Origin of the sequence: Klebsiella sp. WP4-W18-ESBL-05 (assembly GCF_014169075.1) — a bacterium.
Classification (GTDB): domain Bacteria; phylum Pseudomonadota; class Gammaproteobacteria; order Enterobacterales; family Enterobacteriaceae; genus Kluyvera; species Kluyvera ascorbata_B.
Genome location: NZ_AP022057.1, coordinates 1,815,049 through 1,832,709, shown reverse-complemented (window position 1 = coordinate 1,832,709; position 17,661 = coordinate 1,815,049). Strand labels below are relative to the sequence as shown.

General features: G+C 58.2%; 21 protein-coding genes. 16 read left to right on the top strand and 5 right to left on the bottom strand.

What is annotated here, in order from left to right; genetic code table 11:
- Nucleotides 1-95: 95 nt before the first annotated feature.
- From H7R58_RS08745 to H7R58_RS08730, 4 genes are read right to left on the bottom strand one after another with little or no spacing between them, the layout of a single operon-like run.
- Complete coding sequence (locus H7R58_RS08745) at nucleotides 96-779, bottom strand: amino acid ABC transporter permease (protein WP_182934700.1); 684 nt, start codon at nucleotides 777-779, stop codon at nucleotides 96-98.
- Entirely contained in the window at nucleotides 769-1,551 is a 783-nt protein-coding gene (locus H7R58_RS08740; protein ID WP_106926184.1) for an amino acid ABC transporter permease, read from the bottom strand. Before H7R58_RS08740 ends, H7R58_RS08745 begins: the two co-directional genes overlap by 11 nt.
- Nucleotides 1,551-2,369, bottom strand: a complete 819-nt coding sequence (locus H7R58_RS08735) for an amino acid ABC transporter ATP-binding protein (protein ID WP_182929122.1) — start codon at nucleotides 2,367-2,369, stop codon at nucleotides 1,551-1,553. Before H7R58_RS08735 ends, H7R58_RS08740 begins: the two co-directional genes overlap by 1 nt.
- Before the next feature lies 1 nt (nucleotide 2,370).
- Nucleotides 2,371-3,159, bottom strand: coding sequence for an ABC transporter substrate-binding protein (locus tag H7R58_RS08730; RefSeq protein ID WP_182930651.1), 789 nt, complete (start codon nucleotides 3,157-3,159; stop codon nucleotides 2,371-2,373).
- Between the two features lie 506 nt (nucleotides 3,160-3,665).
- On the opposite strand from H7R58_RS08730, the gene H7R58_RS08725 reads away from it, so the two are divergent.
- Genes H7R58_RS08725 through H7R58_RS08715 form a run of 3 tightly spaced genes read left to right on the top strand, consistent with a single transcriptional unit; the run spans nucleotide 3,666 to nucleotide 5,599 of the window.
- Nucleotides 3,666-4,244 carry a TetR/AcrR family transcriptional regulator gene (locus H7R58_RS08725; RefSeq protein WP_106926178.1) on the top strand — a complete coding sequence of 193 codons (579 nt, stop codon included), beginning with the start codon at nucleotides 3,666-3,668 and terminating at the stop codon, nucleotides 4,242-4,244.
- 21 nt (nucleotides 4,245-4,265) lie between these two features.
- Nucleotides 4,266-5,084 (top strand): winged helix-turn-helix domain-containing protein, encoded by an 819-nt coding sequence (locus tag H7R58_RS08720; RefSeq protein WP_182929123.1) that lies wholly within the window; start codon nucleotides 4,266-4,268, stop codon nucleotides 5,082-5,084.
- Nucleotides 5,081-5,599 carry a FidL-like protein gene (locus tag H7R58_RS08715; protein WP_106926174.1) on the top strand — a complete coding sequence of 173 codons (519 nt, stop codon included), beginning with the start codon at nucleotides 5,081-5,083 and terminating at the stop codon, nucleotides 5,597-5,599. Before H7R58_RS08720 ends, H7R58_RS08715 begins: the two co-directional genes overlap by 4 nt.
- Before the next feature lie 166 nt (nucleotides 5,600-5,765).
- Here H7R58_RS08715 and H7R58_RS08710 read toward each other — a convergent pair whose 3' ends face one another.
- Nucleotides 5,766-6,089, bottom strand: coding sequence for a hypothetical protein (locus H7R58_RS08710; protein WP_182929124.1), 324 nt, complete (start codon nucleotides 6,087-6,089; stop codon nucleotides 5,766-5,768).
- A gap of 208 nt (nucleotides 6,090-6,297) precedes the next feature.
- Here H7R58_RS08710 and H7R58_RS08705 point away from each other — a divergent pair, with 208 nt between their 5' ends.
- The 13 genes from H7R58_RS08705 (at nucleotide 6,298) to H7R58_RS08645 (ending at nucleotide 17,247) form a co-directional block, all read left to right on the top strand.
- A complete protein-coding gene (locus H7R58_RS08705; RefSeq protein ID WP_001540796.1) occupies nucleotides 6,298-6,576 on the top strand; it encodes a BMC domain-containing protein in 279 nt (92 codons plus the stop codon).
- Nucleotides 6,577-6,592: 16 nt separating this feature from the next.
- The gene (locus tag H7R58_RS08700) at nucleotides 6,593-6,877 is read left to right on the top strand and encodes a BMC domain-containing protein (RefSeq protein WP_065356252.1); all 285 of its coding nucleotides are present in this window, start codon (nucleotides 6,593-6,595) and stop codon (nucleotides 6,875-6,877) included.
- 14 nt (nucleotides 6,878-6,891) lie between these two features.
- Entirely contained in the window at nucleotides 6,892-7,170 is a 279-nt protein-coding gene (locus tag H7R58_RS08695; protein WP_015585230.1) for a BMC domain-containing protein, read from the top strand.
- A gap of 53 nt (nucleotides 7,171-7,223) precedes the next feature.
- Nucleotides 7,224-8,810 (top strand): acetaldehyde dehydrogenase (acetylating), encoded by a 1,587-nt coding sequence (locus tag H7R58_RS08690; protein WP_182929125.1) that lies wholly within the window; start codon nucleotides 7,224-7,226, stop codon nucleotides 8,808-8,810.
- A 26-nt stretch (nucleotides 8,811-8,836) separates the two neighbouring features.
- Nucleotides 8,837-9,094, top strand: a complete 258-nt coding sequence (locus tag H7R58_RS08685) for a EutN/CcmL family microcompartment protein (RefSeq protein ID WP_182929126.1) — start codon at nucleotides 8,837-8,839, stop codon at nucleotides 9,092-9,094.
- Between the two features lie 15 nt (nucleotides 9,095-9,109).
- Nucleotides 9,110-10,270: a 1-propanol dehydrogenase PduQ gene (locus H7R58_RS08680; protein WP_106926166.1), complete on the top strand. Its 1,161-nt coding sequence runs from the start codon at nucleotides 9,110-9,112 to the stop codon at nucleotides 10,268-10,270.
- A 77-nt stretch (nucleotides 10,271-10,347) separates the two neighbouring features.
- The gene (gene cutC, locus H7R58_RS08675; RefSeq protein WP_182929127.1) at nucleotides 10,348-13,734 is read left to right on the top strand and encodes a choline trimethylamine-lyase; all 3,387 of its coding nucleotides are present in this window, start codon (nucleotides 10,348-10,350) and stop codon (nucleotides 13,732-13,734) included.
- Nucleotides 13,735-13,788: 54 nt separating this feature from the next.
- Complete coding sequence (cutD, locus tag H7R58_RS08670) at nucleotides 13,789-14,736, top strand: choline TMA-lyase-activating enzyme (protein WP_182930652.1); 948 nt, start codon at nucleotides 13,789-13,791, stop codon at nucleotides 14,734-14,736.
- An 11-nt stretch (nucleotides 14,737-14,747) separates the two neighbouring features.
- The gene (locus H7R58_RS08665; RefSeq protein WP_182929128.1) at nucleotides 14,748-15,161 is read left to right on the top strand and encodes a BMC domain-containing protein; all 414 of its coding nucleotides are present in this window, start codon (nucleotides 14,748-14,750) and stop codon (nucleotides 15,159-15,161) included.
- Nucleotides 15,158-15,778, top strand: coding sequence for a phosphate propanoyltransferase (locus H7R58_RS08660; protein WP_106926160.1), 621 nt, complete (start codon nucleotides 15,158-15,160; stop codon nucleotides 15,776-15,778). Before H7R58_RS08665 ends, H7R58_RS08660 begins: the two co-directional genes overlap by 4 nt.
- Before the next feature lie 11 nt (nucleotides 15,779-15,789).
- On the top strand, nucleotides 15,790-16,470 hold the full coding sequence (locus H7R58_RS08655) for a hypothetical protein (protein WP_182929130.1): 681 nt from the start codon (nucleotides 15,790-15,792) through the stop codon (nucleotides 16,468-16,470).
- 19 nt (nucleotides 16,471-16,489) lie between these two features.
- Complete coding sequence (locus H7R58_RS08650; RefSeq protein WP_106926156.1) at nucleotides 16,490-16,900, top strand: DMT family transporter; 411 nt, start codon at nucleotides 16,490-16,492, stop codon at nucleotides 16,898-16,900.
- A gap of 17 nt (nucleotides 16,901-16,917) precedes the next feature.
- Nucleotides 16,918-17,247 carry a DMT family transporter gene (locus H7R58_RS08645; protein WP_106926154.1) on the top strand — a complete coding sequence of 110 codons (330 nt, stop codon included), beginning with the start codon at nucleotides 16,918-16,920 and terminating at the stop codon, nucleotides 17,245-17,247.
- The last annotated feature ends 414 nt before the right edge of the window (nucleotides 17,248-17,661 follow it).

Genomic DNA, 17,661 nt, shown 5'->3' with positions numbered 1-17,661 from the left:
AAGGCAACGCCGCTATCCGGGATAGCGCTATACTTATCAGGCCTACAAAATTCATTCAGTAGCCCGGCCAGCCATCGCGACGCCGGGCTATTTTTTTATACCCTCAGTCGCCGCTGCCAGCGCTTTGCCCCCCTTTCCAGGCCGAAACACAGCAGATAATAGACGACGCCGATAAAGGCAAAGATTGCCGTCGGATAGATTTGCACGCGGTTGTTCACCTGCCCGGCCACGGTCGTCAACTCCGGTACGTTAACGATAAACGCCAGCGATGTATCCTTGAGCAGGCCGATAAAAATACCCACCAACGACGGCAGTACGTTGCGCAGCGTTTGCGGTAGCAGAATCCGCCACAGGATTTGGCCGGCGCTAAAGCCCTGCGTCAACGCCGCTTCATACTGCCCGCCCGGCAGCGCATGCAGCCCGGCCAGCACCGAGTGCATTACCGAGGCGGCGGTAAACCACGCCAGCGCAAAAGTCACCGTCACCGCGCCTGGCATATCGCTGCCGGTCAGCATCGGCAGCAGATACCACAGCCAGAAGATGACAAAAATCAGCGGAATACCGCGAATAATCTCTGCCCACAGATACAACAGGCGACGCACGGTGCCGGGAAAACGCCACGCTGTGCAGGCCAGCAGTACGCCGCCCGGTAGCGCCATGGCCCCCGCCTCCAGCGCCATCATTAGCGTGAGCACGACTCCGCCGGGCTCTCCCTCGGCCAGCCGCCCCCACAGCAGATAGTCGAGATTATCCACGATCGTCGCCAGACTAGCGTTCATGCTGTATACCTCTCTGCGCAATGGCCGCCCGACGCCGTCGCATCGATACTCCGTGCGGTTTCGGCCCCAGGCGGCTCAACAGCAGCCCCAGCACCACGCCGGTCAGCAGATACAGTACGGTGCCCACGGCGAAGGCCTCCAGCGCATGGGCGTTATAGCTTTCAATCTGCCGTACCTGATAGGTCAGTTCGGCAAAGCCAATGCCGCTCGCCAGCGAAGAGAGCTTCATCAGGTTAAGATATTGCCCAACCACCGGCTGCCAGGCGTTCGCCAGCCCCTGCGGCAACAGAATATGGCGCAGCAGGCTGGCATGCGAAAAACCCTGCGCCAGCGCGGCTTCTCGCTGGCCGTCAGGGACACTGCGTAGCCCGGCGGCTATCTCTTCGACCAGAAACGCCGACGTGAACACGCCAAGGCCCCACGCTGAACAGAGAAACTCGGGCGTCAGCCACCAGACATTACCCGGCAGAATTGACCAGTCGTGCGGATCGTTAACGAAGTCGCGTACGATCTGCGGCAAAAAATTCCAGCCGGCAAAGTACCAGAACAACAGCTGCACCAGCAGCGGCGTATTGCGAAAAAGCGAGACCCACACGGCGGCCACCGCCGCACCACCGCGACCGCCCGCCAGCCGCAGCAGCAAAAACAGCACCGCCAGCAGGCTGGCCAGCGCCATGCCGGCAAGCGTCACCCAGAGGGTGGTGAGAAAACCGGAGAGTATCCACTGCAAAGGCTGCCCGCTGAGCACGCCCTGCCAATCAAAAGGAATCATCACGCCATTCGCTCCTGATGCAGCGGGTCGAGCACCTTCTGCAAAAAACGTACCGCGCGCGGGTGCTGCGGCCGGGTGAAAAAGGCCTCCGGCGCGGCGACCTCCAGCACGTCGCCGCCGTCGATAAACACCACGCGATCGGCGATTTCACGGGCAAACTGCATTTCGTGGGTCACCACGATCATCGTGATACCGCTGTGCGCCAGCGACTGCATGACGTGCAGCACCTCGCCAATCGTTTCCGGATCCAGCGCCGAGGTGGGTTCATCAAACAGAATGATTTGCGGCGATGAGGCCAGCGCCCGCGCTATCGCCACGCGCTGCTGCTGACCGCCGGAGAGTTCAGACGGCATGGCGTCGGCTTTTTCCGCTAGCCCAACCTTATGCAGCAGAGCCAGCGCGCGCGCCTGTGCGTCCTGATGAGGCCAGCCGTGCACCGTCTCCAGCGCCAGGGTAATGTTTTGCGCTGCGGTCAGGTGGGCATAGAGATTGAACTGCTGAAAAACAAAACCAATGCGGCTGCGCAGCTGGCGTAGCGCTCTGCCGCGGAGCCCTCGGGTCGGTTTACCGTCTATCAGGATCTCGCCGCCGCTCAGGTTTTCCAGCTGGTTAATGAGGCGAATCAGCGTCGATTTCCCCGAGCCCGAAGGCCCGAGAATCGCCACCACCTCGCCGGGGTTAATCGTCAAATCGATGCCGTTAAGCACGCGATGATCGCCGTAGGTTTTCACGACCTGTCGGAAGGCCACGCTGGCGTTCTCCAGATGTGAAAAATCCGCGGCCTTGGCCGCGGAAAGAGTGCGTAAAGCCGACAACATATTATTTTGCTTCTATGGTAAAGGAACGGGGCTGTGGCGCTTTGGTGGCGGGGCCAAACCAGACGTCATAGATTTTTGCCGCGTCGCCGGATTTTTCCAGCGCCACCAGCTCATCGTTAACCGCTTTCAGCAGCGCCGGTTCGCCTTTCTTCACGCCGACGCCAATCTCTTCTTTGCTCAGCAGATCCGGCAGGATTTTGAATTTGGCTTTATCCGGCGCTTCGCCCAGCAGACCGGCCAGAATCGTACTGTCCTGGGTAATCGCCTGCACGTTACCGTTGCGCAGGGCGGTCAGCGCCAGCGGGATATCGTCATAAGAAAGCACGCGGGCCTGCGGGAAGCGCTGGTGCAGCGTTTGCTCACCGGTCGTCCCCTTCACTGCTCCAATGCGCGCCTTGCTGTAGCCGTCAAGCTTATCGCTACCGCTGACCGGTACCAGGAACTGCTGTCCGGTCACAAAATAAGGCGTGGAGAAGTCAATCACCTGCGCGCGCTCCGGGGTGATGGTGATATCGGCCACAATCAGGTCGGCCTTGCCGGACTGTAGCAGCGGGATGCGGTTCGCCGGATTGGTTGCGACCAGCTCCAGTTTTACCCCCAGCGATTTGGCCAGCGCCTTCGCAAAATCGACATCGTAGCCGACCAGCTCGTGCGTTTTGGCATCCACGGAACCAAACGGTGGGTTCGCGTCAAACGTGGCCACCTTCACCACGCCCTTCGCTTTAATATCGGCCAGCTGATCTGCCTGCGCGCTAAACGCGGTAACGCTGGCGACGGCCAGGCCGGTCATGATGGCGAGCTGTGCTACTGTCTGTTTTGTCTTTGCCATAATCTTTCTGGATACCCCTGTTTTTGTATTGTCTTTTTACGCTCCCACACTGCCCTTAGCGGAACAAATAACGATTTGCTATGCCTTATTACCAAATATCATTTGGCGAAAGTGATTGTTATCTAAAGGTAAAATAATTGATGCGCGTGGCTAAAGGCGGGTGAAAAATGCAAATGCTTAGCGATATTTCGCATTTCCTTTTGCCACCATTTAAGGTTGAAATAGGCGTTCGAAGAGAAAGATGAAAACGGCCTTAATAGGCAAAAAGTCATGATGTCGTGCGGTGATTGTTTCCCATCGTGACCCGCGGAAACAGCGATCCGCGATATGCGCATCGCGGATGAACGCTATGATAACAGGCTGATTTCTACTACAAGTTGTGACCTCTCACGCATTACCCGCATTCATTTTACGGACATCCCGCACGCCTTGATCGCCGTCAAAAATAATCATACCGTCTGGTCGGTATGATTCGGCCCATGAATATCGACACTCAGCACCGTAAAAAAGATCCCGTCCGTTTGCATCAGCAGCTGCTTGAGTCCGCTGCGACGATCGCCGGACGAGACGGCATTGCCGCTCTCTCGCTAAACGCCGTGGCCCGCGAGGCTGGCGTCAGCAAAGGCGGTCTGATTCACCACTTTCCCAATAAACAAGCGCTGATCTTTGCCCTGTTCGCCCGTTTGCTGGCCATTATGGAAGAAGCGATTACCGCGCTCATGCAGCAGGACGGCGTGAGCTACGGCCGCTTCACCCGCGCTTACCTGAACTATCTTGCCGATCTGACGGACACCCATGAAAGCCGCCAGCTGATGGTGCTATCGCTGGCGATGCCCGATGAACCGGTGCTACGTAAATGCTGGCGCGACTGGATGCTGGACAAACTGGCGCAGGGTGACGAGCTGGACAACGGCCCAACCGGCACGCTGGTGCGTTACGCCGCTGACGGAATCTGGCTGTCGGAGTTGACGGAAGGGATCACCATGAGCGCAGGCCACCGCCGCGCGCTGGTTGACTCCCTCAATAAGATGACGCTTCCCGCATGAAGCACTGAGACTGAGGCCGCGATGCGCTACAACATCAATGCCCGTTTTATTTACGATGCTACCGACGGTACCCTGACGCTGCCGCAAAGCGATGAGCCGGACAGCCAGCTGTCGATTACCGCCAGCGCGCTGCTCGATTTTTTCCTGCGCCACCCCGGCATCGTCAGCCGCGAAGAGGTGTTGAAAAAAGTTTGGGATGACAACGGATTAACCTCCTCGAACAGCAACCTGAACCAGTACCTCAGCATGCTACGTAAAACGTGCCGCCACTACGGTATCGACAACATCATCATCACCGTCTCACGCGGCTATTTGCAGCTTAATCCAGACGTGTTGGTGGAACCGCTGGACGCCTCCCCGCCCGTTGAACCCGCGGAGTCCGTCCAGCCCGAGACGCAGCCAGACGCGCAGCCCGAGGCGTTACCCGCTGCCGCCAACACAGCGCTGCCGCGCAGCGCCCACGCGCGCGGTATGTGCTGGTATATGGCGGGAGGATGTTTACTGACTATCGCGCTGCTGCTGATCCTGTTTAGCCTGATTGGCCCGCGGGAATCGCGGCCCATTGCGCTTACCCGTCTCAGCCACAGCCAGTGCGAGCTGCTGGCCAGCGACGAGATGCGCCGTTCGGTCAGCGCCGGTGCCTACGGTAAAAATTTCGATGAGGTGCGCCAGCGTTTAAATATCGCCTGCAAACCGGGGGAACGCTTTCTCTTTTTCTACGGCGACCGGCTGGAAACCAACGGTCTGGGACGCGTGTTTCTTGCCCACTGCGCCATGCATGAAGATAACCCGTTCAGCTACTGCGATAACTACTTTTACTATTCCTGGAAGCCGCAATGAGACTCGCGCCGCGTACCTTTTTTGCCCTGTCCGTTCTGGTACTGATTGCCGCCGTCGGATTTAGCGCCTGGCGGCTGCTGCCCGCCAGCGACGCCGGGGCGATGAGCTGCTCTACCAAAGGCATTATGCGTTTTGAAAACATGGACAAAGAGAATGTAAACGGCAATATTCACTTCAATTTTGGCCCTCAGGGGAAAGGCTCAATGGTGGTGGAAGGCTATACCGATTCTGCCGCCGGCTGGCTGTACCTGCAGCGCTACGTGAAGTTCAACTACAACAGCAAGCGCATCTCCGCCACCGAGCGCCACTATCGCATCAGCCAGTGGGAGGCCAGCGCCTCGTCCATCGATGAGTCGCCGAACGTGATATTCGACTACTTTATGCGTGAAATGTCCGACAGCCACGACGGGCTGTTCCTCAACGCCCAAAAGCTGAACGATAAAGCTATCTTGCTGAGTTCCATCAACTCCCCGCTGTGGATCTGCACGCTGAAATCAGGCAGCACGCTGAACTAACCCACATCATCAAAAAAGCCCCTCCCCGGAGAGTCATGCTGGTCAGTTAACGCGTTGAATTCAGGAACCGGAACCGTAGGCCGGATAAGGCGTTTACGCCACCATCCGGCAATCTGCCGCGCGGTATGCCGGATGGCGCTTTGCTTATCCGGCTTACGAATATAGCTTAACTGACTGGCATGACTCCCCGGAGCAAAATCCCGCTCTGCCGCGCTAAATGCATAGTGAAGGCCGTCACCGCAAGCCACTCGCTCGACAAAAATGTCGTTATTAACGAAGTTAATAGTGTGATACACCGCACCATTCGGCTTAACCTCTTTTTTTCAACTGAATAAACAGCACTTTTTGCATTTAGACTCCATAAAAAATCTTGAGCCTCGCCACAGTTAACCGCCCGCCTTTTTACCCCAGCCGCATAATTATTTAGCAAATAAATAACATTTATCGCCGATGAAAAATTTGCGCTCCAGGCCGCGATATTGGCAGCCAAATCGCCTCCTCCACAACAGGACAAATAGATAAATAGTGGTGATAAAATAGCTAAATCACAGAGTTTTATTCTAATTCACTACGCCTTCTGGATTTAAATTCCAAATCACTCGCCCTTCCTTATAGTGACTCACGAACGCCGCAGCCGTGGGTAAATGCCGTGACACGGACGGTTTTCCAAATCACAAACCTGTTCTGAGGAGAGAGCCATGGGTGATGCATTAGGGCTTATCGAAACCAAAGGTCTGGTGGCCTGCATTGAGGCGGCGGATGCGATGTGTAAAGCCGCTAACGTCGAACTGATTGGCTATGAAAACGTCGGCTCCGGCCTGGTCACCGCGATGGTGAAAGGCGACGTCGGCGCGGTGAAGGCGGCGGTAGATTCCGGCGTCGAGTCCGCGCAGCGCATCGGGGAAGTGGTGACGTCGCTGGTCATTGCGCGTCCGCATAACGACATCAACAAAATCGTCATTAAACACAAGGCTTAAGGCCAGGAGAACGCAAATGGGTGATGCATTAGGTTTGATCGAAACCAAAGGCCTGGTGGCCTGCATTGAAGCGGCGGACGCGATGTGTAAAGCCGCTAACGTCGAACTGATCGGCTATGAAAACGTCGGCTCCGGCCTGGTTACCGCGATGGTGAAAGGCGACGTCGGCGCGGTAAAAGCGGCGGTGGACTCCGGCGTCGAGTCCGCACAGCGCATCGGTGAAGTGGTGACCTCGCTGGTTATCGCCCGCCCGCATAACGACATCAACAAGATTGTCGCTCACTACAAAATTACCGAATAACCGGAGAAATCATGATGAAAGAAGCGCTTGGCTTAATTGAAACCAAAGGACTGGTGGCCTGCATTGAAGCGGCAGACGCCATGTGTAAAGCCGCCAACGTTGAGCTGATTGGCTATGAAAACGTCGGCTCCGGCCTGGTCACCGCGATGGTGAAAGGCGACGTCGGCGCGGTGAACGCCGCGGTGGATTCCGGCGTGGAAGCGGCAAAACGCATTGGTGAAGTCGTCACCTCCCGCGTGATTGCGCGCCCGCATAACGATATCGAAAAAATCGCGTCGCAGCACAAAGCATGACCTGACTGGGCACGCCCCGTCTGCACTCTTTTAGTCTGATGAAGGATAGACTCATGATTGAACTGGATACCGATTTGCGCTCTCGCCAGAATGCGCGTGAGCTGGTGCGTAACGCCAAAAAGGCGCAAGCGATTATGGCCACTTTTTCGCAGCAGCAAATCGACGCCATCGTGAAGAACGTGGCCCAGGAAGCGGCGCATCATGCCGAAGCGCTGGCGAAAATGGCCGCGGAAGAAACCGGGTTTGGCAACTGGCAGGACAAAGTCCTGAAGAACCGTTTTGCCTCGCTGCGCGTTTACGATGCCATCAAAGATATGAAGACCGTCGGCATCATTCATGACGATCAAGCGAAAAAAGTGATGGACGTGGGCGTACCGCTGGGCGTGATTTGCGCGCTGGTGCCGTCGACCAACCCGACCTCGACCGTCATCTACAAAACGCTGATTGCGCTGAAAGCCGGTAACGCCATTATCTTCTCGCCGCATCCGGGGGCGCGTCAGTGCAGCTGGAAAGCCATTGAGATCGTTAAACGCGCGGCAGAAGCGGCGGGCGCACCGGCAGGTATCGTCGACGGTATTACCGAACTGACGCTGGAAGCCACTTCCGAGCTGATGCACAGCAAGGACGTCTCGCTGATCCTGGCGACCGGCGGCGAAGGCATGGTGCGCGCGGCCTATGCCTCCGGTACGCCGACCATCAGCGGCGGCCCGGGTAACGGCCCGGCGTTTATCGAGCGCAGCGCCGATATCCACCACGCGGTGAAAGATATCATCACCAGCAAAACCTTCGATAACGGCGTGATCTGCGCCTCTGAGCAGTCGATCATCGTCGAACGCTGCATTTACGATGAAGTCCACCGCGAACTGGAAGCTCAGGGCGCCTACTTCATGAACGAAAGCGAAGCGGCGAAAATGGCGGCCCTGCTGCTGCGCCCGAACGGCACCATCAATCCGCAAGTGGTCGGCAAAACGGCGCTCTATTTAAGCCAGATGGCGGGCTTCTGCGTTCCGGCCAGCACCCGCGTGCTGATTGCCGCACAGACCACCGTCTCCCACAAGAACCCATACTCGCGCGAAAAACTGTGCCCGGTGCTGGGCTTGTACGTGGAAGAGGACTGGAAAGCCGCCTGCCACCGCGTGGTGGAGCTGCTGACCAACGAAGGTCTTGGCCACACGCTGGTGATCCACACCCGTAACCAGGACGTGATCCGCCAGTTCTGCCTCGAAAAACCGGTCAACCGCATCCTCATCAATACGCCCGCGGCCCTCGGTGGCATCGGTGCCACCACCAATATCTCGCCGGCGCTGACGCTCGGCTGCGGCGCGGTCGGCGGCGGTTCCAGCTCCGACAACGTCGGGCCGATGAACCTGCTGAACGTGCGCAAAGTGGGTTACGGCGTGCGTTCGATTGATGAACTGCGCGCGCCGGGCAGCCGTGTGGAACCGCAGCCGACGGTCGTCAGCCCGCAGGCAGACCCGCGCCGCAGCATCCTCGACGACGCACGCTTCGCCTCCCCTGCTCCGGCCAGCACCGCGGATGATAACCGCTTTGCCAGCGCAACGGCAGCCGTAGAAGGCGACATCAGCGAGCAGAACGTGGAGCGCGTCATCCGCCAGGTGCTTGAGCGCTTAGGCAAGTAACGCATTGATATAAGGCGATAAAAAAGATGATTCTCGCAAAGGTAACCGGACATGTCGTCGCCACGCAGAAATGCGATGAGCTGCGCGGCAGCAATCTGCTGATGATCACGCAGCTGGATGATGAACAGCGCCCCATGAAGGACCGTACCTGGGTCGCCGTCGACAGCGTCGGCGCGGGGATGCACGACATCGTGCTGGCGGAGGAGTATTTCGCGCTCAACAAGGACCGTTATAAAGCGATGTCCGTGGTCGCCATTGTCGAGAACGTCTTTCGGGACGCTTGAGGAGTGAATAACCCAATGAGTGAATTTTTACTGAAACCCCGGATCTGCTTCGGCCAGGACGCGCTTGCGGTCCTGACCGAAGTGAACGCCCAGCGTGCCCTGCTGGTCACCGACCAGGCGATGGTCAAGTTTGGCCTCGCCGACCGCGTGACGACGATTCTGCGCGCGCGCGGCGTTGACGTGCAGATCTGGGACGACGTGGTGGCCGACCCGGATATCGCCACGGTCGTGCGCGGTATGAAGCAGATGGACAGCTGCGCGCCGGATCTGGTGGTCGCGCTCGGCGGCGGCTCGGTGATTGATGCCGCCAAAGCGGTTATTTTCACCCTGGCGCAAACCCGCCCGGACGCTGCACGCCAGCGCCCGCAGTTTGTGGCCATCCCCACCACCAGCGGCACCGGTTCGGAAGTCACCAGCTTCTCGGTAGTCAAAGCCCACGCTGAAAAGCTGGTGCTGGTTGATCCGTCGCTGCTGCCGGATATCGCCATTCTGGACCCGACGCTGGTGGCCTCCGTGCCGCCGGCGATTACCGCCGACACCGGAATGGACGTACTGTGCCACGCGCTGGAGGCCTACGTCTCCACCGCCGCCAGCGACTTTTCCGACGCGCTGGCCGAGAAAGTGGTGCAGCAGGTCTTCCGCTATCTGCCCACCTGCTGGCGCAACGGCGGCGACCTGCTGGCGCGCGAGAAAATGCACAACGCCTCCTGCATGGCGGGGATGGCGTTTACCAACGCATCACTCGGCGTCACCCACAGCCTGGCACACGCGCTGGGCGGCGTGTTCCGCGTGCCGCACGGCCGCGCCAACGCGCTGCTGATGGCATCGGTAGTGGCCTGGAACGCCGATGTTAACGGCCAGTGCGACACCGACGCTGCTCGCAAATATGCCCGTCTGGCGCATCTGCTGGATCTCCCGGCGCACACCGTGCGTGAAGGGGTGGCCAGCCTGCTGGTCGCCATTGAGACGCTGAAAGAAGAGATGCAAATGCCCGCTGGCATTGGCGCCACCGCCGTCGATGCCGCCGATTTCGAGCGCCGATTGCCGGAAATGGTCGGGCAGGCATTGCGCGACAGCTGCACCCCGACCAACCCGCGCACGCCGGACGCGCAGGCATTAACCGAACTTTATCGCCAGGCATGGAGCGGCGCGCCGCTTGCACGAGCCAACGGGTAACGTCCTGGTAGGCCGGGTAAGCGAAGCGCTACCCGGCACAATACGGGCACCCAATAAGAACATCTGGAGAATACGACATGGCACTCTACAGCTTAACGCCGCGCGTCAAAGTGTTGGCAGAACGTTTACTTTCGCAAAAAAGCACCCTGTGCACCGAGCACGCCGCCGTGCTGAACGCGCTCGATAGCGATATCGCCGGCGTTCCTGCCGCCGTAAAACCGGCGCGCCGTTTCTATGAACTGATGCGCCAGCTGCCGCTGACCATCAGCGCCGACGAACTGATCGTCGGCAACCAGACCCGCAAACCGCACGGGGCAATTTTCCACGATGACAGCGCCGCGCATCGCCCGTCCGCCTTCCAGTTCCTCAATCTGAACAGCAACCTCGACTCCCCGGATTACAAACTGGTGGTCGAAAAAGGCGTGCTGGCGATTAAACAGCAGCTTGAAGAGAAAACCCGCGCGCTGGGCAGCGCCGTCAGCCGCAGCGGCATGGACGAAGTCAACGGCTGCCGCGCCGCCATTTACGCCTGCGACGCGCTGATGGCGCTGGCGCAGAACCTGGCCAACAGCGCCGAAACGCTTGCCGCTGCCGAAACCAACGCCTATCGCAAAGCGGAGCTGTTAGACAGCGCCGCCATTCTGCACCACGTTCCGGCGCACCCGGCGCGCAGCTTTAAAGAAGCCTGCCAGGCGTTCTACCTGTTCCAGCTGGCGCTTCAGCTCGACAACGGTAGCTACGCCGTCAACCCGGAAGGTGCCGATAAAGCGCTGCTGCCGTACTACCAGCATGATGTTGCCAACGGCACGTTAACCGACGCACAGGCGTATGAAATCGTTGAATGCCTGTGGTTTAAGCTGGCGGAATTAAGCGAAGTCCGCGCCGCTTGCGCAATCGACGGCTACCCGATGTTCGACGCCCTGCTGCACGGTGCGAGCCTTGAGAACGCGTGTATTAACGCGCTCTCAGAGATGTTCCTCAGCGCGCAGCAAAACCTCAGCGCCCTGAATCTGCCGGTGCGTCTGTTCAGCGGCGCGCAGCAGGTGTCTGCCGCGCCGTTCGCGCAGGTCAGTGAAACCGCTACCGTGGAAGGGCTGACGCCGCGCATGCAGCGCCTGCGTAACCACTACCTGACCGTGCGCCCGAGCGTCTCTATCTACCGCGCGCTGGCCTTCACCGAAGTGGTCAAAGCCAATCCGGGCATGCCGACCATTCTGCTGCGTGCCAAAGCCTTCCGCCACGCCTGCGAAACCGCGCCGATTCTGATTCAGGACGACGAACTGATCGTCGGCCATCCGTGCGGTAAGCCGCGCGCCGGGGCCTTCTCGCCGGATATCGCCTGGCGCTGGGTGCGCGACGAGCTCGACACCATGAGCACCCGTCCGCAGGATCCGTTCGAAATCAGCGAAGAAGATAAAAAGACCATCCGCGAAGAGATCGTGCCGTTCTGGGAAGGCCGTTCTCTGGATGAAATCTGCGAAGCGCAGTACCGCGAAGCGGGCGTGTGGGCGTTCAGCGGCGAAACCTTCGTCAGCGACCTCTCCTACCACCAGATCAACGGCGGCGGCGACACCTGCCCGGGCTACGACGTGTTGCTGTTCACCAAAGGCATGAACGGCATCAAGGCCGATGCCGAAGCGCACCTCGCCAGCCTGAGCATGGAAAACCCGGACGATATCGACCGCATTTACTACTACAAAGCGGCGATTGAAACCTGCGAAGGGGTGATTAACTATTCGCACCGCATCGCCGCCCGCGCCCGCGAACTGGCGGCCGTTGAGCAGAACGCTCAGCGCCGCGCCGAGCTGCTGACCATCGCCGACGTGAACCAGAACGTGCCGGCCAACCCGCCGAAAACCTTGCAGGAAGCGCTGCAAAGCATCTGGACGGTGGAATCGCTGTTTGAAATTGAAGAGAACCAGACCGGCCTGTCGCTGGGCCGCGTGGACCAGTACTGCTACCCGATGTTTGAAGCTGATATCCGCGAAGGCCGCCTGACCCATGAGAGCGCGCTGGAAATGATGCAGGCGTTTATCATCAAATGTGCCGAGCTGATGTGGATGTCCAGCGAGCTGGGGGCTAAATATTTCGCCGGTTATCAACCATTTATCAACCTGACCGTTGGTGGCCAGAAGCGTTCCGGCGGCGATGCCTGTAACGACCTGACCTATCTGATCATGGACGCCGTGCGCTTTGTGAAGGTTTACCAGCCGTCGCTGGCCTGCCGTATTCACAACCAGTCGCCGCAGAAGTATATGGAAAAAATCGTTGACGTGGTCAAAGCGGGCATGGGCTTCCCGGCCTGCCACTTTGATGATTCCCACATCAAGATGATGCTGCGCAAAGGCTTCGATTTCGAAGACGCCCGCGACTACTGCCTGATGGGCTGCGTTGAGCCGCAGAAATCCGGCCGTATCTACCAGTGGACCTCTACCGGTTACACCCAGTGGCCGATCGCTATCGAGTTTGTACTCAACCGTGGTCGCATGGTGCTGTTTGACAGCTACCAGGGGCTGGACACCGGCGACCTGCGCGACTTTAGCACCTTCGAGCAGTTCGATGCCGCGGTCAAACAGCAGATTGCCCATATCGTGCGCCTGTCCGCTATCGGCACGGTAATCAGCCAGCGCGTACACCGCGACGTGGCGCCGAAACCGCTGATGTCGCTGCTGGTCGAAGGCTGCATGGAGAAAGGTAAAGACGTTGCCGCCGGTGGCGCGATGGTCAACCACGGCCCGGGGCTGATTTTCTCTGGCCTGGCGACCTACGTCGACTCGATGGCGGCAATTCGCAAGCTGGTGTTTGAGGATAAGAAATACACCCTCGAGCAGGTTCGCGATGCGCTGCTGGCCAACTTCGAAGGCTTTGAAGCGCTGCGCCGCGACTGTCTGAACGCACCGAAGTACGGCAACGACGACAACTATGTTGACCAGTATGCGCTGGACATCACCGAGTGGACCGAGCGCGAGTGCCGCAAATACCAGATGCTCTACTCCACCCTGAGCCACGGCACGCTGTCGATTTCCAACAACACGCCAATCGGCGAGCTGACCAACGCCACGCCGAACGGCCGCCTGGCGTGGATGCCGCTCTCCGACGGTATCAGCCCGACCCAGGGCGCGGATAAAAATGGCCCCACCGCCATCATTAAATCCGTCAGCAAGATGAACGTGGAAACCATGAACATCGGCATGGTGCACAACTTCAAGTTCCTCAAAGGGCTGCTGGATACCCCGGAAGGCCGCCACGGCCTGATTACGCTGCTGCGTACCGCCTCCATTCTCGGCAACGGCCAGATGCAGTTCAGCTACGTCGACAACGAAGTGCTGAAAAAAGCCCAGCAGGAGCCGGAGAAATACCGCGACCTGATCGTCCGCGTGGCGGGCTACAGCGCCTACTTCGTGGAACTATGCAAGGAAGTTCAGGACGAGATCATCAGCCGTACGGTGATCGAGAAGTTCTGATAACACGGACAGTAATCGGACAAGGACGTCCGCAGTTTTCAGGAGGCAAGCGTGATTGGCAATACACAAGAATTAACCGGGCGCATTTTCAATATTCAGAAGTATTCGATCTACGACGGCGACGGCATTCGCACGCTGGTGTTTTTCAAAGGCTGCAATATTCGCTGCCCGTGGTGCGCTAACCCGGAAGGCTTAAGCAGCCAGTTTCAGGTGATGTTTTCGCAGGAGAAGTGCATCAACTGCGGCGACTGCGTTAACGTCTGCCCGGCGGGCATTCACTACCGCGCGGAAGAAAACGGCGAAATGAAGCACTTCGTCAACCGCAATAAAGACTGCATTGGCTGCCGTAAATGCGAAGAGATTTGCACCCAGCACGCGCTGGATATTCTCGGCAAAGACGTCACCGTCAGCGAGCTAATGGACATCATCATGCAGGACTATGACTTCTATGTCTCCTCCGGCGGCGGCGTCACCATTGGCGGCGGCGAGATGAGCCTGCAAACCGATTTTGCCGTCGCCCTGTTCAGCGAATGCAAGAAGATGATGATCAACACCGCCGTTGAGACCCAGGGCACCACGCCGCTGGCCAACTACCAGAAGCTGGCACCGGTGACCGATACCTTCTTGTTCGACATTAAACAGATCGACAGCGATCACCATAAAACGCTGTTTGGCATCGGTAACGAAGGGGTGCGCCGCAACCTGGAGTGGCTGGTGGACTCTGGCGCTAACGTCATTGTGCGGATGCCGCTGGTGCGCGGCTACAACGACTCATGGGAAGCCATTACGGGGGCGATTGACTACGTCCAGAAGCTGGCGAAGCGCGGCAATATCCGCCGCATCGACATGCTGCCGTACCACCAGTTGGGGCGCAAAAAGTACGATCGTCTGGAGATGCCCTACCCGATCCTCAACGATCCCACCTACAGCGTGGAAGAGCTGAACAAGCTGGAGGCGTTTTTCGCACAGTTTGATTTTGATATTCGCTTAGTTCGTCATTAAAGGAGCCGATAATGAAAAGTTTAGGCGTCATTGAAACACGTGGACTGGTCGCCGCCGTTCAGGCCGTCGACGCCGCCTGTAAAGCCGCGGGCGTGGCCTGCATTGGCTATCGCAAGGTCGGTTCCGGGCTGGTGAGCGTCTGTTTTGAAGGCGAGATCAGCGCCATTCATACCGCCATCGAGCGCGGCGTCGCGGTAGCAAAAACCGTCGACTCGCAGGTGAAATCACTGGTGATTGCCCGCCCGGAACGCTGCGTGGTGGAAGCGCTCAGCAGCCTGAAAGGCCATCCGCCGCGTGCTAAAGCGCAGGAAAAGGTTCACGCTGAACCTGCCGTTGAGCCTCAGATTCCTGCCGTAGAGCCGACACCTCTCTCTCCGATTGTTGATGAGAAAAACGCCGTGCATAAGAAAGGGAAAAAGGCATGATTGACGCCCTGCTACAGGAAAAAATCACCGCCCGGCTGGCCCACACTGCGCCCGCCATTCCGGTGGGCATCTCTAACCGTCACGTGCATCTGTCGCAGCCGGACGTCGAAGCGCTTTTCGGCAAAGGCTATACGCTGACGCCGCTTAAGCCGCTGCGCCAGCCGGGGCAGTTTGCCGCCGAAGAGTGCGTGACCATCGTCGGCCCGAAAGGCTCGCTGACCAACGTGCGCGTCCTCGGCCCTACCCGCCCCATCACTCAGCTGGAAGTGTCGCGCGCCGACTGCTTCGCGCTGGGTATTAAGGCGCCGGTCCGCGAATCCGGTCAGTTGGAGAACGCGGGCAGCGCGCTGCTGGTGGGGCCGAAAGGCCACGTTGAACTTCATTCGCAGGTGATTTGCGCCTGGCGTCATATTCATATGTCGCCGCAGGATGCTCGGGCGCTGAACGTCAGCAATGGGCAAAAGGTCAGCGTACGCAGCGGCGGTGAACGCCAGCTCACCTTCGACGAAGTGGTGGTGCGGGTGCGCGATGATTTCGCCCTTGAGTTTCACATCGACACCGAAGAAGCCAACGCCGCCGGGCTGAAAAACGGCGCGCAGGTGACGCTGGTGCGTTAACGGAGGCCATCATGACCGAGCAACAGATTGACCGCCTGGTGGCGCACATTCTCCAGCGCTTGCAGCCGCCGGTGCTGGTAATGGTGACCGCCGCAGAGGGCTATCGCCACGAGATTTGCCAGCGTCTGGCGCGCTGCGGCGAGCGGCTGCATCTGGCGCTAGAGGGCATGCTGCCCGATAGCGAACGCTGGGCGTCGCTCGGCGAAACGCTGCCTGCGGAAAGCTGGCAACGCGCGCTGCCGCCGGCCCCTTACAAAGCGCTGCTGCTGCCGTTTCTTGATTATCCGCTGGCGATGGATCTGCTGAACGGCACGCTGCACAGCCCGGTAGCGCAGAGGGTACACGATGCGCTATGCGCCGGTATTCCGGTGCTGGCGCTGCGCTACCTTTGCGATCCGCACAGTGAGCTCAACGCCCTGCGCGGCGAAGCGGACAGTGCCTATGCGGCCCATCTTGGTACGACCCTTACCCGTCTGGCCGAATGCGGCATCATGCTCGGATCGCTGAACGATCTGCTGGCGCGGCTAGAAGCGGGCGCAAAGGCGCCCACCGTCACCGACGGCACACGGCGTTATCTGACTGTCACAGATATCGTCAATAATCCGGCGTTGGCCGATTCACCCGACGCGGTATTAACCGATGCCGCCGTCGATTTTTTAAAAACACAGAGAAAAATAACCTTACCTCGATAACACACCCTGGAGTGTAGATATGTCTTCGAAAACAAAATGCTGGCTATGGATGCTGCTGGTTATCGTCTCAGAAACCTCGGCCACCTCAACGCTTAAAATGTTTGATTCCAGCGAAGGGATGACCAAAACCCTGCTGCTGGCGCTGATCGTTGTGCTGTACTGCGTGTGCTACTACTCGCTGTCCCGCGCGGTGAAAGATATTCCGGTTGGGCTAGCCTACGCCACCTGGTCGGGCACCGGTATTCTGGTGGTCTCGACGCTGGGCATGGCCTTCTACGGCCAGCACCCGGACACCGCCGCCATCATCGGCATGGCGATTATCGCCAGCGGTATTGTCATCATGAACCTGTTCTCGAAAATGGGCCACGAAGACACAGAAGAGACGCCGCCTACCCCGGTCGCCAAACTCGATAACAATATCGCTAACTAACGCAAAAGGAATCGCTCATGTTTAATCTCGGATTTTTATGGCTGGCGCTGTCTATCGGCTCCGAAATCACCGGCACGTCAATGATCAAAAAAACCCACGGCTTTAGTAAACTGGCGCCATCGGTACTGGTGGTCTGCGCGTACGCGCTTTGCTACTTCGCGCTCACCCGCGCGATGAGCACCATTCCGGTCGGCGTGGCCTATTCACTGTGGTGCGGCTTTGGCATCGTCGGCGTCACGATCTGCTCCATGATCCTCTACAAACAGAAACCGGATCTGCCCGCTATCTTTGCTATGCTGTTGATTATCAGCGGCGGCATCATCATGAACGTTTTCTCCGGCATGTAACGCCCGACGGCATCTTCCCCCTCGGGGAAGATGCCAGCGATTCCCCTAAGCCCATCCCTGATTCGCCATTCAGATGAAATGGCATCCCTCTTCATGATATTTCTCCCCTTTATCAGCGTTAACAAAATCCGGTTAGAAAACGCCCCTGAATTATTATATTCATGCAAAAAGGGAAGCTATACTTCCTTTAATATGGAATTCTTTATTCCTTAACGCCTAATATTTTCCGCTAATATGTAACGTTCAGAAACATACATGCGCAACACCTTTATTGATTAAAAATAATTTATTTTTTATTGCTTTAAAGCAGAATAATAAAGGCTGAAACTATCGCACCACATTAATAGTAATTAATTGTTCCAAAAGGATTTTACACGGAAAGTTTTTATATATTAAGATCGTTTTCACCAATCA

What these genes read in the sequence shown, in the direction of transcription:
- H7R58_RS08665 (WP_182929128.1), top strand. Translation starts at nt 14,748, where the DNA reads ATGAAAAGTTTAGGCGTCATTGAAACACGTGGACTGGTCGCCGCCGTT.
- H7R58_RS08700 (WP_065356252.1), top strand. Translation starts at nt 6,593, where the DNA reads ATGGGTGATGCATTAGGTTTGATCGAAACCAAAGGCCTGGTGGCCTGC.
- H7R58_RS08730 (WP_182930651.1), bottom strand. Translation starts at nt 3,159, where the DNA reads ATGACCGGCCTGGCCGTCGCCAGCGTTACCGCGTTTAGCGCGCAGGCA.
- H7R58_RS08660 (WP_106926160.1), top strand. Translation starts at nt 15,158, where the DNA reads ATGATTGACGCCCTGCTACAGGAAAAAATCACCGCCCGGCTGGCCCAC.
- H7R58_RS08680 (WP_106926166.1), top strand. Translation starts at nt 9,110, where the DNA reads ATGAGTGAATTTTTACTGAAACCCCGGATCTGCTTCGGCCAGGACGCG.
- H7R58_RS08715 (WP_106926174.1), top strand. Translation starts at nt 5,081, where the DNA reads ATGAGACTCGCGCCGCGTACCTTTTTTGCCCTGTCCGTTCTGGTACTG.
- H7R58_RS08720 (WP_182929123.1), top strand. Translation starts at nt 4,266, where the DNA reads ATGCGCTACAACATCAATGCCCGTTTTATTTACGATGCTACCGACGGT.
- H7R58_RS08650 (WP_106926156.1), top strand. Translation starts at nt 16,490, where the DNA reads ATGTCTTCGAAAACAAAATGCTGGCTATGGATGCTGCTGGTTATCGTC.
- H7R58_RS08685 (WP_182929126.1), top strand. Translation starts at nt 8,837, where the DNA reads ATGATTCTCGCAAAGGTAACCGGACATGTCGTCGCCACGCAGAAATGC.
- H7R58_RS08695 (WP_015585230.1), top strand. Translation starts at nt 6,892, where the DNA reads ATGAAAGAAGCGCTTGGCTTAATTGAAACCAAAGGACTGGTGGCCTGC.
- H7R58_RS08745 (WP_182934700.1), bottom strand. Translation starts at nt 779, where the DNA reads ATGAACGCTAGTCTGGCGACGATCGTGGATAATCTCGACTATCTGCTG.
- H7R58_RS08725 (WP_106926178.1), top strand. Translation starts at nt 3,666, where the DNA reads ATGATTCGGCCCATGAATATCGACACTCAGCACCGTAAAAAAGATCCC.
- H7R58_RS08735 (WP_182929122.1), bottom strand. Translation starts at nt 2,369, where the DNA reads ATGTTGTCGGCTTTACGCACTCTTTCCGCGGCCAAGGCCGCGGATTTT.
- H7R58_RS08655 (WP_182929130.1), top strand. Translation starts at nt 15,790, where the DNA reads ATGACCGAGCAACAGATTGACCGCCTGGTGGCGCACATTCTCCAGCGC.
- H7R58_RS08645 (WP_106926154.1), top strand. Translation starts at nt 16,918, where the DNA reads ATGTTTAATCTCGGATTTTTATGGCTGGCGCTGTCTATCGGCTCCGAA.
- cutC (WP_182929127.1), top strand. Translation starts at nt 10,348, where the DNA reads ATGGCACTCTACAGCTTAACGCCGCGCGTCAAAGTGTTGGCAGAACGT.
- H7R58_RS08740 (WP_106926184.1), bottom strand. Translation starts at nt 1,551, where the DNA reads ATGATTCCTTTTGATTGGCAGGGCGTGCTCAGCGGGCAGCCTTTGCAG.
- H7R58_RS08690 (WP_182929125.1), top strand. Translation starts at nt 7,224, where the DNA reads ATGATTGAACTGGATACCGATTTGCGCTCTCGCCAGAATGCGCGTGAG.
- H7R58_RS08705 (WP_001540796.1), top strand. Translation starts at nt 6,298, where the DNA reads ATGGGTGATGCATTAGGGCTTATCGAAACCAAAGGTCTGGTGGCCTGC.